The sequence below is a fragment of the Affinundibacterium fentianense genome, assembly GCF_018139545.1.
Lineage (GTDB): Bacteria > Pseudomonadota > Gammaproteobacteria > Burkholderiales > Burkholderiaceae_D > Undibacterium > Undibacterium fentianense.
Map to the genome: position 1 here is coordinate 151,425 of NZ_JAGSPJ010000008.1, position 13,470 is coordinate 164,894.

A 13,470-nucleotide genomic window follows, 5' to 3' on the forward strand; every position below is an offset into this window, starting at 1 on the left:
GATTTTGCGTTGCGCTAGTTTGCTATTTGCACAAATTTTAAGGAAATTAGCCTGCATTATAACCGTTGTATGCTAGCGAATCAGACTTGGACGACCTGCAAGAGCAGAAAATCAAGCGGCACTCGCATTTAAGGGTTGCAAGATACGACTACCCATCAAAAAGTTTTCACCCGCGGGCTTCATCAACTTGTTCCGCAACGTGTAGAATGAGCCGCTTTCCCTCTTCACTGAGATACTTATGTGGTTTAAAAATTTACAAGTTTTTCGCCTTCCTGCCCCTTGGAAAGTCAACATCGAACAATTAGAGATGCAATTAGCATCGCAAGCCTTCGCCAATACCGGCTCGGGTGATATGCAAAGTGAGGGCTGGGCCTCACCGCGAGGGAATGAACAACTCGTGCACAGCGTCAACCAACAATTATTGCTCTTGTTGCAGACAGAAAAAAAACTCCTGCCCTCTTCTGTGATCAACCAAGTAACCAAAGCAAGAGCGAAGGAGTTGGAGGAACAGCAAGGTTTCGCTCCAGGTCGCAAAGCAATGAAAGATCTAAAAGAACGCGTCACAGATGAACTCTTGCCTCGCGCATTTGCAATCACACGTCAAACCTATGTTTGGATCGACCCAGTTAACGGGTGGCTGGTTATTGATAGCTCAAGCCCTAGCAAGGCCGACGAAGTGATCAAACTATTACTGAAGTGCGACAAAATACCGCTAGAAAGCTTGCGAACACAAATCTCACCACAAACTGCGATGACCGATTGGTTGGCGGGGAACGAAGCACCGAAAGGCTTCACGATCGATCAGGACACCGAATTGCGTGCGCATACCGAAGACAAAGCCACAGTCCGCTATGTGCGACATTCAATCGATCCAGACGACGTTCAGAGGCATATCGCGGCGGGCAAACAATGTACTAAGTTAGCCATGACTTGGGACGACAAAATTTCATTTGTACTTACCGAAAATTTGGCAATCAAACGAATCAAGCCACTCGACATATTGAATGAGGACAAAGATACTCGTACCGCCGATGAAAACGAACGATTTGACGCAGACTTCTTATTAATGGCGTCGGAGCTCGCGAAAATGCTTGATGATATTGTGTACTCACTTGGCGGTCAGGTTGCTGATCCAATTGCCGCCTAGACTGATCGACCGCACGATTAGTCAGCAGTATTCAGAAAGCCCAGACAAAGTACTGGGCTTTTTTATCGTGTCTTTTACAAGGACGAAAAAAAACGCGCCTAAGCGCGTTTTTCTTTTTACTTGGCGGAGCGGACGGGGCTCGAACCCGCGACCCCCGGCGTGACAGGCCGGTATTCTAACCAACTGAACTACCACTCCGTTTTAGAAACGTTTCTGTACTTTAGTAATTTGATGGTGGGTGCTGAGAGGCTCGAACTCCCGACCTACGCCTTGTAAGGGCGCCGCTCTACCAACTGAGCTAAGCACCCATAACTACTTGCTTAGTTCAAATTACCGTTTGCTGTGTCATCAGCAACGACAGAAACAAGATTATAGGCACAATTCTGAATCTTGTCTAGTGGTAGCAAACATTTTTCTTCAAATTGCCCTATTGACTGGTCGCCGGACCTTGAATAATCGCGACTTCAACCAATCCTTGTCGGATAGCATCTGAGAAATCACGTTCCAATTCTGGCAAAGCCTGTTCATAGGGCGCTAGCAATCGGAGTAAACCATACGCTCGGTTTCGGCCATTCACTTTCCCCATATACAGCGCCATATCAGCAAGTTGCATCGCCTTTTCCCAATTACACGCCTCTTCGGGAACGCCAGAAAATGGTAAAGATATGTAGCCCGCACTGATCGTGACCGGAATTGCATTATTCCCGACGATAACAGGCGTCGAGCCTATCGATTTCATCACTCGATCAACCAATGGCATCAACATTTCCGGCTTCGTTTTTGGCGCATAAATTAGGAATTCTTCACCACCCCAACGTAATGTCATATCAGAATCACGCACTGCACTGCGGAGGCGCTTTGCCACTTCCACAAGCACAGCATCGCCAGCTGAGTGCCCCCAACTATCATTAATATGCTTGAAATGATCAATATCCATAATCATCAAGCAATCTGGACTTTCGCCATCATCTTCGCGTCTGTCATGCTCGACATTTTCCGAGCGCACCTTCATCAAATCGAGGAAAGAGCGCCGATTATGTAGGCCTGTCAATGGATCGCGGACAGAGTGATACTCCAGCTGCTGATTGACCTCCTCTAGGCGTTCATTGGTTTGTTTCACCTTCCGATACAACATGTAAATAAAGATCCCACCCATAATGGTCAAGACCGCACCAAGTAGCGTTATGATCTGTTGTAAGCGACTATTTTTTATGTCGGCATCTTTAATTTGGTTTTCGCGCGCAAGTAATTCGATTTGTTTCTTACGCTGATCAGCATCGAATTGCTCCTGCAGAGCAGCGACAGTTTTAGAACGATCCGCTCTGAATAATTCATTGGCTATCTTTTGTTGCTCTCTCGTGTACTGTAGCGCCTCCTTGTACATCTTGGCGTGTTCATACATACGGCCAATCTCACCGACAACCGCCTCCAAATCAGCTTTATCCCCCAAATCCCTCGCTCGGTCTAGAACGGGATTCAAAAATTCCATCGCCTGTGCAATTTTCCCTTGTCCGCCCAATGCAAATCCAACATTCGCCTTTGCGTTATAAATAGAGGGTAAATCTTGAATCAACTCTGCTTTCTTCAACGCTTGGCGAGCGACCATTTCTGCACGAGTAAAACTCAATGTGCGTAAATGCAGGTCCGCAATATTACTCAGTATGAGCGCCTCTAACTTAGGGAGATTCGCCTCTTGCGCCGCATTCAAAGAACGTTCATAAGCAACCAAACACTCTGGATAACGCTTCAAGTCACAAAGTGCCATTGCTTGGTTCATACGCAAGCCTGCAATAATTTTTGGCGAATCAACCTGACTTGCGAGTACCAGGGCCTCATTCGCAACCAACAAAGTTTGCTCTGGATTTTGCATCAGCAAATACAGCGATGCCAATGCGTCGAGTCGACGAATTTTAGCGAGCGTTTTCCTCTGCGTTAGCTGATCCGTTAGACGTAATGCTTCCAGTTGATGCGAGAGGGCTTGTTCAAATTTGCTAAAAGCACGATAAATCATCGCGTAAGCTGACTCTAATCGAAGTAGATTGTCCGCGCGAGTTGAGCCTTTCAATGAAGCCGCAACTTCATTCAGTTTCGCAATGGCAGGTTCATATTTACCAGCATCCCGTAATTTGAAAGCGTCATCAATTTGCATCACCGCGACCGTTTCCTTGTCTTGACGGGCTCTTGCCAAATTCAAAATTTCCAAATTGATTTTGTCGCTTTCGGCAATATCGCCGGCGTCAAAATAAGCGGCAGACAATTCTCGCAAAACATCCAACCGCAATTGATACTCCGAATTTGGAGGCAACTCGCTGTAGAACTCCTTTAACTGTTTAAGTGCAGCCTGATTATCTTTCTCAGATAACAATTGAATCGCTTCTAAGCGAGCTTGGTCCGATTTTAAATCAGCCACACTAAGCGGGGACACAGCTAAGAAAAAAGCAAAAACGAGCGAATGGAGATTTTTAGTACGCTGGCATGCCATGTTATTACCCTAAATTGAATAAGCGTTTCAATACAACTGGGATTTCTAAACTCGAAAGGCAATCCTCGAATTTCTGAATCGACATGATCTGGCGAAACTCGAAGTTGAAAGTTGCCTCATATTAACATTGTTTTCAAGCAAGCAAATCAGTAATCAATAACCAAATACCGGTGCAATTCTCCGTCATGGGGAAGATCTTCAAAACTCACCTAAACCTGATCTGGGATATAAATTTTCGACATTGGCACCGCACTCTCCATCACAATACTCAAAGCGAGCGCTGGATCGATTAAATCCTTGCTTGCGAATAAAATTTCTTGGATCGCGACCCCAAATACCATAGGCCAATCTTGCGGTTTAGCGGAATAGCTCTGCACCAAAGGAAACAACTGGGGCCACAAGAAATTGACGTAGTTGTATGGAACTTCTTTCGCTTGGTGTGCCAGCGCCGTGCGCGGGATACCAAATGCCACACTGCCTAAAGTATCGGTGACATGCCTAAAAATGTCATGTAGATCAATCAATCGCTCAAGACCATTTTTTTGCGCCGCCCCAGACGCAAGTGACCAAACTGAATATCGACTTTCTGCTAACGGTCGATTTAATAAATCACCAAAATAATAAGTGTTCGCGTTTTGTTTACTCTGGACAACAATAAAGACTTCTTTCAGCGGTCGCCCTTGGCGCATCACAAACTCTTCACGAACGCTCATTTGGCAGGCATATCCTGCGAGTGCGCCAAGCGCGCTCAATAAGGACTCAAGGTGAATACCTTTATCCGTCGACATCGCTTGAAATAATTTCATTGCAATTTCTTTACCCCCCTTCTTCACAGGTAGCAAAGCTTCGAGGTGAGGGTCCACTACTTCACTTGAAGCAGGACGAGACTGTGATTGTTCTTCAGCGACCAGCTTGGCAGAAGTTAATTTTTTAAACAGAGATTTGAACACCAATACTCCTCGCTTTAGCACGCTAAACGCACCAATCAATGATCCACTACTACAACATAGCTTGATGATACTTGGCGATCTACTTTATTACCTAGCTGTGGTGCATCATCCTATCGCTGCACATGATTTGATGGGTGTTTTTTACTTTCTTTTACCCTATTTTTGCTATACCGAACAACAATGACTTTGCGCGTTAAGAAATGAAGCACGGATTTCACTGATCTTTAAACGCCCAAAGCTTGCTGCCAGCGAAATTCCAACATAGCACTAAGCCGGTAGTAAATATCTGTGCCGACCAAAGCCAAACCTGCCAACGCTCGACGAGCAGGCTCATCATCCCATAGTTAATGCACCAACCAACGCCTAACACGGTAAAGTATTTACTGGCTGCTTCAGCATGTGATTTTCCGCTACTAAAAGTCAAAAAATAATTCAGCACATAATTGACAATCGAACCGAGAATATATCCAATTGCTGACCCCGTTACCGCGGACGATTTCTCAAATAAAGAAAGATGCCACATAACAGCGGCATGTATACTTAAATACTGGACTGCCGTACCCGAAAGACCGACAGCGGCAAATCTAATAAATTGATATATAGCAGGCTGATTCATGCGTCGCAAATTTTGCATTAAAAATCCATTATACCTGCTGTTATGCTGACGACCTGAATAGCCAATTGATTGCGGTAAAATAGCGACGCTTCCGCTCAACGAGCGACAAACCAATAAGGAAATGGAATGAATACCGACGAGCGCTTGGTGGATTTAGAAATTCGTTTAAGCAGACAAGACGATTTGGTCGACACCTTAAATACGCAGGTCTACCAACAACAGAAGAAAATTGATGAATTAGAAAAACTCTGTGTCGCGTTGGCCAGTCGACTACGTGAACTTTCGGTCAACATCAGCCAGCGTCCATCGGTAATTGATGAGCGACCTCCACACTACTAGGAAAAATCGCTTAAAGCGTCCTTATTTTGTAATCATATCACCCAAGCACCATCACGATACACTTCGCGTCCACCCAAAAGTACTGACTCGGTAATGGCGAATACGTCCACATGATATTTTCCATCGCCCCGCTTAAAGTTTGGTTTGGCATAGATCCCGTGCTTGGCGCCAAGAGACAAATGAATTCCGCAGATGCGCTCATAAGTACCAATATCGCTAACAGTTCGCTCTCGATTAAAACTGCGATTTAATCCAAAACCCAGCTCTCTCACCCAAACAACTTGTTCGTCGGTGCGGATTTTAGCAATCACTTCGTCGAATGCTGGGGTTGAATCTTCAACACCGATCACTTGACCTCGCTCAATCACCAACGTAATCGGATGCTCAGGTTTATTCACAGAAAACGAAGTGTCTCCAAATACGAAAATTTTGACTTTGCCATGCACCGACTCCAACTCTTTTGCCTCAGTGAAAACCTCTCCGATAGGAAATTGACCACCCCAGTTTTTCATCCCCGAGTAATCACCAATATTGACCTTGGCACTCTCGAATGGGCCATCGAAAAATAATTGCACGCCCCCACTATCGACCACCCCGTTGGAAGCATCATTTATCAACTCCTGTAGACCTCTTCCTGTACCTCGGTAATAGTCCGCGTCATACGCCAGCGAATCAATATAGATGCTTGCTTCCGTGCCGACCATTCTCGCAAGGTGCGGGTGTTCAATCACTTTGAGCTCGCGTTTAAATAATTCGACTCTTACCCTGTACGCATCCATTCGAAAATTCGTTGACTGAATTAAAACGACCAGGTCTGCTGGTCGAAGCGTATTCAGGCAAGTCATCACTTGCTCAGGATTGTGTTGATCAAAGTCAAGGAAGAGCGCGTTCGGCAAGTTACGCCGATATGCTTCGGTCAGGGCTATTGATAGTTCGCAGCGCAAATCAAACACGACCACCGCTTGGTGGGTCGGCTGATATGAAAAACAAGAGCCCAAAATTTGATGGATATGCGCAGTCGCTATTTCAATAGCCGACTCAGGTAAAACGGAATTATTCATTGTAGTAGTACAATCTAACAGACAATCAAATCGAGTTTTGAATGAGAGATTGATTCAAAATGGAGGCGCAACCGCCTAAGCCTCCATTTTATCGGATAGATCAATTTATGCGCGACTAAACTTGTCCCCGCAGCCATTTTACTTCGATGGGGTCATTTCCATGCCATGTTCGCGCTGCCGATTGTGCATGCGGTCTTGCATCCTATCTCGCATATGCATGCGCATGCCGCGTTGCATACGATGATGATGCTCATCAAAAACTTTTTGTTGCTCAGGTGTCAAAACAGCGTAAAAAGTCTTTAAGGCATCGAGATGTTTTTGCAAATGTAAAACACGTTGCTGAGCATGTTCTAACATTTTTTCCATTTGCACAGGCGCAGACAAATTTTGTATTGGTGGGCGTTCTGCTTGCATTTCTTGACGCGTAGCCATTACGTCAGTAAACGCTTTCCAAGCCACTTCCTGTTGTGCTGACAATTTCAATTTATCATGTAATCGATGATGATATTTTTCCATCGCGGCTTGCATCTTCGCTCGATTTCTTTCACCGATTCTTACTGGTTCTGAGGCATTGCTACTATTTGCATGTTGTTGTGCAAAAACAGCTGTTGCGCCGATCAGGCTAAGAGCAAAGCAACTTAATAACATTGTTTTTTTGAATAGTTTCATTTTATCGACTCCTCGTTGATATGAACTTGCGTGTTTCTCGAAATATGTGCAATGCACATGAGATACATCTTGCAGGGCATTTGTAAAATATGCATGTCGTTCTGTGACATCTATGTTTCACCATGTAACTATAGGCCCCGCCCAACACTTGCATGTTTCACTTTGTTTCAATCAACCGAATTCATAACAAGTCGATACAAAAATAGCGCGAGATTTACGTGCAGCTCTCGAAAGCTTGACAGATAATGCCCATATGGACGCTCAAAATACACTTTTAATTGTTGATGATGATCGCGAAATTCGCAATCTTCTCGCCGACTATCTTGAAACACATGGCTATGCGACTTTAACCGCAAGCGATGGTAGCAATATGTGGTCTATGCTCGATAAGCAGCAGGTTGACCTTATTGTTTTGGACCTGAATCTGCCTGGCGATGATGGCTTAACGTTATGCCGCCAATTGCGCTCGAAATCTTCGACCCCTGTCATCATGCTTACTGCACGTGGAGAACCGCTTGACCGAATATTAGGGTTAGAGATGGGGGCTGATGACTACTTGCCAAAACCGTTTGAACCTCGAGAATTATTGGCCCGTATTCGCAGCGTATTGCGGCGGACACAGGCTACCGGCGACTTGGCAGAATCGAATAAACCTCAAAAGCTCAAGTTTGGCGAATGGACTGTCGATTTAATCGCACGGCATTTGATCAGCCCAGACAACCGTATTATTGCGCTATCAGGTTCCGAATATCGCTTATTAAATATCTTTCTAGAGCAACCCAACACCGTACTAAATCGCGATCAATTGCTGAATATGACACAAGGCCGGGATGCCGATCCATTTGATCGCTCCATTGATATTCAAATCAGTCGTTTGCGTCAAAAACTAGGAGAGGATGCACGTTCTCCTCAGATTATTAAAACTGTTCGGAACGGTGGCTATGTATTAACCGTCAACGTTCACTCAGAGTCTTAAATCACATCTATGAAACGCTTTGATACGGTCTCAGTTCGCATTTTTTCTGTTCTACTTTTAGGAATTTTATGTTCTGCGGCCTTGACATGGTGGCTCGCTTTTGGTGAGCGGCAAACCAGTATTAGCAACGAACGCAACTCGTATCGCACCGATCGTGCCAAGCACGCAGAACAGTTAATTCATGCAATTGACGCACTCCCTGCAGCCAACCGAGACGGCCTACTCAAAGCCATTCACCGATTTGGCCTCAAAGTCGTTCCAGTACCAACGCAAGTTCCTGCGTATGAAGCCAGCACACCTTATGGCATCGCGCTATCTGAACGCCTAAGTAAATCCTTTAAGATCATTCCCCTTCCTCCTGCGCCAGAAAACTGCTTAATGCGACTGGACGACCGCGGACCTAGTGAAGCGTGCGAGGCTTTGATTTTTGTTTTAAGTGATGGATCAGGTTTACATCAAACTATTTTTCCTGCAAGACCTCCTTCGACTCCGATACAACCTGAGACATATTTCTATCTAGCGCTTTTTCTCGCATGCATTGCTGCGCTCGCACTATTTGTCTCACGCATGACGATACGCCCCCTTCAACATTTAGCGCAGGCGGCGACCGATCTTGGGCAGGACATTAATCGCCCAGCGCTAACGGAGGGCGGTCCAAAAGAAATTCGTCAAGCTGTGAGCGCTTTCAATTTTATGCAATTACGTATCCGCGACCATATTCAGCAACGCACCCAAATGCTCGCAGCGATTACCCATGATTTACAAACTCCGCTAACCCGATTGCGCTTGCGCCTAGAAAAAGTCAACGATGTGGAATTACATGACAAGCTTGTGGGAGATCTATCCAATATGCAATTGATGGTCAAGGAGGGTTTAGATCTAGCCCGAAGCATGGATAGTAACGAAACGCTACAAGCCTTGGATATCGATTCTTTAATTGACAGTCTTTGCAGTGACGCATGCGATGCTGGACACGAAGTTTCACTCGTTGACAAATCTGGCGCTACCGTCATGGCACGGCCACAAGCACTTCGTCGTTGCATCAATAATCTTTTGGATAACGCAATTAAATATGGGAATCGCGCGCAAATTCATCTTCTCCAAAGCAATGAATTGAAGCAAAAATGGCTTCACATTTGCGTTCGCGATAATGGTCCTGGCATCCCAGCAGACCAGCAACATCGCGTGTTTGAACCATTCTTTAGAATTGAAAGCTCCCGCTCACGTGAAACTGGGGGAACGGGCTTGGGTTTAACGATTGCTCTGAATATCGCACGTCAACACAACGGAAAACTCAGCTTGACCAACCTCGACGACGGTGGCTTGGAAGTACGCTTAAGTCTTCCTATCAAGCGGTAAATTAAGGGGCTGATCATCGCTCTCTGAACGCAACAACCAGGCTGGTACTAAAGTCTACCGTTAAGTGGTGATGAGAGACCATCAAATCCAACCAAGCCATCCTAAAATCGCGCCGGTACCGAGCAACCACAATAGATGTATTTGGGTGCGCCATACAATGATTGCTGTGCTCCCGCTGAGTACATAGACGGTCCATGGGTTTGTGCTACTGGCCGCGTCAGTCGCTTGTGTACTTGCCATAATCCAACCGGTGGCAATCAATAGGCCAATCACCAACGGTGACATACCAAGTCGAAAGCTACGAACCCAAAGACTTTCTCGATTTCGATGGCTCCAATTTGCAAAACTAAATGTCAGCGTTGCACTCGGCAAAATAATTCCAACCATCGCGATCACTACACCTAATAGTCCCATCCAAACACTGCCCGTATTGACACCGACTTGCCAGCCCATCAATGCTACAAACAAGACATTCGGTCCAGGAGCTGCTTGCGCCAGCGCGACGGAGGCATTAAATTGCACATCACTCATCCAATGCTGCTGATTAACAAGGTATCGATGCATATCCGGCAATGTGGAAACAGCTCCGCCCACGGAAAGCATAGAGAGCAACATAAAATGCAAGAACAATTGTCCCCAGTCTAACCATGTTAAGTTGGTGAATAGCACAATTGAGTTCATCACTGATCCTCTACCACTTGTTGCAACTGGCGATAGACAAAAAACATACTGATCCCACCGATAACGATCAATACATAAGCCAAAGGTAGACGGAACAGGGCGATACAAATCCAAGTCAATACGCTCGCGACGACAGCAACGTAAATTCCCAGCGGATGCGTTTTCAGGGCTGGAATTAGACGCAAACCACTTGCGATAATCATTCCAGCTGCAACCGCACTCATCCCGCGCAACGCTCCTGCGACCCCTGGATGGGTGGCAATTTTTCCATACAACAAGGCAAGCAGCAGAAGAAACACAAGTGGAAAACACAGCATCCCTGCGAGGGCACTCAGCGCACCGGATAAGCCATAAAACCGATTACCGATGATCATCGCCAAGTTCACCACGTTCGGTCCAGGCATGACCTGCGCCACCGCCCATTCTTCGAGGAATTCGCTACTCGTCATCCACTTTTTTTTGTCGACTAACTCTCGCTGTACGATAGCAACAACGCCACCAAAGCCTTGCATCGCCAGGATCGTAAATGACCAAAATAGATCCCTACGCGATGTTGGTTGATTACGCGTCGCGCCTTGAGTGTTGGATGACATGGCTGTGTTTCCTACAAAGTGTAAATCGAACTAACTGAGACTGTTCGCACTACCCGCTTTATCGTACAAATCGCGCATAATTTTTAGACGCAATTTATGGAGACCATCCGCTGGCTGCATCACATAGAAAGTGGTAAGTCGTCCAGTTTCTCCTGGGCTAGAGGCTCGTTTAATGGCATCGAAAATTCGACGGTCTGCTGACATACCATCGGAATCACCCGACAAAGGAATGCACCAAAGTCCCAAAATCGGTGTGTACTCTAGCTTATCCAGCATCAGACTATTTGGATCGACCCATCCGCCAAATTTTTTCTCAAAAAATCCACGCCCCGGCCCAATCGATTCCCAGGTATCGGGGCAAATCGGAACTTGTGACTCTGGATGAACGAAGTAGCGTAAACTAAAAGCCCAAGCTTTCCCTTCTATTGCCTCCAATAGACTGCTCAAATGATTGTTCGACCACCAATTATCGTCGTCCAAATAAGCAACGTAACGTGCGTTTGCCAATAGACTTAAGCTGGCTCGCAAACTCCCCCCATCGCGCGCAAGATGCACGCCACCATGACGTACTGATGTCGAATAACCGGGATAAAATAAATTGACAGTCACATTGGGTGGAATGCGTTTCAATACGTCAAAAAGCTCATCACAGTCACCTGCAATCGCATCGAGCCCGATAAGCAACTGAATACGGCCAACACCAATTTGATTGAAAACGGATTGAACTGCTCGCCCCACACTAGCACGACCAATTGAAGGCATCACGACGGCAACTTGATAAGGGGACTGGGGATCTTGATTAGCGCCATACACGTACCATCCTGGCGCCAGCTGTGATTCTGATTTTCGCATCGAATTCCTGATTGAAGACGGGCATGCACAATGATGCCCACAACCAAGATTTTAACGGAGTTCGCAAAGCTAAACTTGCGAAGCCCAACCAAATTGAGTACGAAATAAACAAACGGAAATGCATTGGGATTGAACGATGCAATAAATAATAATCTTATTCACACCAATACACTGAGAGCCTACCAGAATTGAGAATCGAGAACGCTGAGCTTGCGCCTCAATGTTCTCCTCACGTACCTTTATGATGTTGGCGTATCCTTTCACGCCATTCACCTATTGCAGCCAACGCAGCTTGGAATTCGCGCTCGATCAGATCTGCTTCCAGTGTTGTAATCACTCTATCCATCATCGCAGCGGAGACAGCTTCAGCAGCATTCCCAACTTGGCTCATTACTCGACAAACAGTTTGTGACAAATCATCATCCGTAAATTCTTGAGGCTCTGGCACGACAAATCCAGCCATGCCATGTCGAGCGAGCATGGCATGCAATGGCAATAGAGCATCTTTCACCCCGGCCTCATGGCATAGACTGATAATTTCTGAGGTTTCTTCAAACGAGGGATAGTGCGTTTCAATACCGGGGGCCAGCTTATTTCTCAAGACATTCACAGACATTTTCATACGCACCGCCAATGCATCCAAGCCGCCTGGATAAGCCCTTGCTACTTTGTATAATGCATCATGCTGATTCATATCGGAATAACGGCGCGTCATAATCTTATTTCTTTCAAAAAATCCTGTTTAAACCTACCCATTTTGTGAGTCACATTGTAACGAATTCATATAGAAACGACCATAGAATTCAACTATTCTCACTTATAGCGCAATGCGCTGCGCCAACAAGCCCAACCAACGATCACTTCCTTCGCCGTCGCTTACCACCAAAGCGAAATCAGTAATTGTCCTAGCAGCACGTTCCAATAGTTGGATATCTGCCTCATGTTGCCGAGCGACATGCGGATCTTCAAGAAACACGATGCGTCGAATTTTCTTTTCCAAAACCAGTTCCGCAATTTGCGCATCCCCCCCCATCGGACCTGACAGAAAAGGTTTGACCCAGTTCCGACCAGCCTCCTCACCTTTTATCTTCTGCGCCAGCTGATTTAACAATGACCCTGTCGTTCCAGTCGCATAGCGATGTGCAAACTGATCAAGCAACCCAAAGTGTTTTTCTGCAATCTGCAACATATTATGTTTCAGTGCATCATGCGCGATTAAAGCAATGCTTTCCTTTCCCAGATCATAGGCTTCACTTTCCAAGGGTTGAATTAGGTTTCCACGAGAAACCGCCTCTAATTCGAGCCACTCGCAGGCTGCCGCCAAAGTGGCCAGAAATGGCTTACGGTGTATGACACATTGGCGCTTTAGTGCCAATGCTTCAGGGAAAATCGAAGAGTGATCAACCGGATCGATCAAGTAAATAACCGCATCGACCGAATTATGTTCTTCCGAGTTAACAACATGTGCGACCAATTTCATCAAGCCACCATCGCGACCATAAGGAAAGCGAACATGTGGAGCGCAAATATGATCAAGTTGATGGGCGTAGATGGCATCTAGAGTGCGGCCAACAACGACCCATTCAATATCCAATGCGTCTATCGACTGCGCAGCTCGTTGAAATAATTGCACAAGGGCTGAATCAGGTGCATCCTGATGGGCACGATTCGCAATCAAACCAATACGCAGCCGCTGTTTTTGAGCAGGATTTGAAGACATGTTCATAGAAATATTGGTTGGAAAT

General features: G+C 45.9%; 15 protein-coding genes and 2 tRNA genes. 5 read left to right on the forward strand and 12 right to left on the reverse strand.

Annotated features, from left to right (window positions below; genetic code table 11):
• Positions 1-238 precede the first annotated feature (238 nt).
• Positions 239-1,147, forward strand: a complete 909-nt coding sequence (locus KDM90_RS17270; protein ID WP_212676867.1) for a recombination-associated protein RdgC — start codon at positions 239-241, stop codon at positions 1,145-1,147.
• A 121-nt stretch (positions 1,148-1,268) separates the two neighbouring features.
• Here the strand turns inward: KDM90_RS17270 and KDM90_RS17275 are convergent.
• The 4 genes from KDM90_RS17275 to KDM90_RS17290 form a co-directional block, all read right to left on the reverse strand.
• Positions 1,269-1,345: transfer RNA gene (locus tag KDM90_RS17275), tRNA-Asp, on the reverse strand.
• A gap of 34 nt (positions 1,346-1,379) precedes the next feature.
• Positions 1,380-1,455: transfer RNA gene (locus KDM90_RS17280), tRNA-Val, on the reverse strand.
• A 119-nt stretch (positions 1,456-1,574) separates the two neighbouring features.
• A complete protein-coding gene (locus KDM90_RS17285) occupies positions 1,575-3,629 on the reverse strand; it encodes a tetratricopeptide repeat-containing diguanylate cyclase (protein ID WP_212676868.1) in 2,055 nt (684 codons plus the stop codon).
• A gap of 209 nt (positions 3,630-3,838) precedes the next feature.
• Positions 3,839-4,579, reverse strand: a complete 741-nt coding sequence (locus KDM90_RS17290; RefSeq protein WP_212676869.1) for a hypothetical protein — start codon at positions 4,577-4,579, stop codon at positions 3,839-3,841.
• Here KDM90_RS17290 and KDM90_RS17295 point away from each other — a divergent pair.
• Positions 4,572-4,763: a hypothetical protein gene (locus KDM90_RS17295; RefSeq protein ID WP_212676870.1), complete on the forward strand. Its 192-nt coding sequence runs from the start codon at positions 4,572-4,574 to the stop codon at positions 4,761-4,763. The two genes, KDM90_RS17290 and KDM90_RS17295, sit on opposite strands and share 8 nt — an antisense overlap.
• 30 nt (positions 4,764-4,793) lie before the next feature.
• Here KDM90_RS17295 and KDM90_RS17300 read toward each other — a convergent pair whose 3' ends face one another.
• Complete coding sequence (locus KDM90_RS17300; RefSeq protein WP_230409868.1) at positions 4,794-5,213, reverse strand: GtrA family protein; 420 nt, start codon at positions 5,211-5,213, stop codon at positions 4,794-4,796.
• Between the two features lie 108 nt (positions 5,214-5,321).
• Here KDM90_RS17300 and KDM90_RS17305 point away from each other — a divergent pair, with 108 nt between their 5' ends.
• The gene (locus KDM90_RS17305) at positions 5,322-5,534 is read left to right on the forward strand and encodes a SlyX family protein (protein WP_212676871.1); all 213 of its coding nucleotides are present in this window, start codon (positions 5,322-5,324) and stop codon (positions 5,532-5,534) included.
• A gap of 32 nt (positions 5,535-5,566) precedes the next feature.
• On the opposite strand, the gene KDM90_RS17310 is transcribed toward KDM90_RS17305, so the two are convergent.
• Positions 5,567-6,595 carry a M29 family metallopeptidase gene (locus tag KDM90_RS17310; protein WP_212676872.1) on the reverse strand — a complete coding sequence of 343 codons (1,029 nt, stop codon included), beginning with the start codon at positions 6,593-6,595 and terminating at the stop codon, positions 5,567-5,569.
• A 138-nt stretch (positions 6,596-6,733) separates the two neighbouring features.
• Positions 6,734-7,264 carry a Spy/CpxP family protein refolding chaperone gene (locus KDM90_RS17315; RefSeq protein WP_212676873.1) on the reverse strand — a complete coding sequence of 177 codons (531 nt, stop codon included), beginning with the start codon at positions 7,262-7,264 and terminating at the stop codon, positions 6,734-6,736.
• Between the two features lie 253 nt (positions 7,265-7,517).
• On the opposite strand from KDM90_RS17315, the gene KDM90_RS17320 reads away from it, so the two are divergent.
• Both KDM90_RS17320 and KDM90_RS17325 read left to right on the forward strand, forming a co-directional pair.
• Positions 7,518-8,240 carry a response regulator gene (locus KDM90_RS17320; protein ID WP_212676874.1) on the forward strand — a complete coding sequence of 241 codons (723 nt, stop codon included), beginning with the start codon at positions 7,518-7,520 and terminating at the stop codon, positions 8,238-8,240.
• Positions 8,241-8,249: 9 nt separating this feature from the next.
• Positions 8,250-9,599 (forward strand): ATP-binding protein, encoded by a 1,350-nt coding sequence (locus KDM90_RS17325; protein WP_212676875.1) that lies wholly within the window; start codon positions 8,250-8,252, stop codon positions 9,597-9,599.
• Positions 9,600-9,680: 81 nt separating this feature from the next.
• Here the strand turns inward: KDM90_RS17325 and KDM90_RS17330 are convergent, their stop codons facing one another.
• From KDM90_RS17330 to KDM90_RS17350, 5 genes are all read right to left on the reverse strand, one after another.
• Positions 9,681-10,280 (reverse strand): chromate transporter, encoded by a 600-nt coding sequence (locus tag KDM90_RS17330; protein WP_212676876.1) that lies wholly within the window; start codon positions 10,278-10,280, stop codon positions 9,681-9,683.
• Positions 10,280-10,873 carry a chromate transporter gene (locus tag KDM90_RS17335; RefSeq protein WP_212676877.1) on the reverse strand — a complete coding sequence of 198 codons (594 nt, stop codon included), beginning with the start codon at positions 10,871-10,873 and terminating at the stop codon, positions 10,280-10,282. Before KDM90_RS17335 ends, KDM90_RS17330 begins: the two co-directional genes overlap by 1 nt.
• 30 nt (positions 10,874-10,903) lie before the next feature.
• Positions 10,904-11,725, reverse strand: coding sequence for a glycosyltransferase family A protein (locus KDM90_RS17340; protein ID WP_212676878.1), 822 nt, complete (start codon positions 11,723-11,725; stop codon positions 10,904-10,906).
• A 229-nt stretch (positions 11,726-11,954) separates the two neighbouring features.
• Positions 11,955-12,440, reverse strand: a complete 486-nt coding sequence (locus tag KDM90_RS17345; protein WP_212676879.1) for a phage regulatory CII family protein — start codon at positions 12,438-12,440, stop codon at positions 11,955-11,957.
• Positions 12,441-12,542: 102 nt separating this feature from the next.
• Positions 12,543-13,451, reverse strand: a complete 909-nt coding sequence (locus KDM90_RS17350) for a methylglyoxal synthase (protein WP_230409869.1) — start codon at positions 13,449-13,451, stop codon at positions 12,543-12,545.
• Positions 13,452-13,470 lie beyond the last annotated feature (19 nt).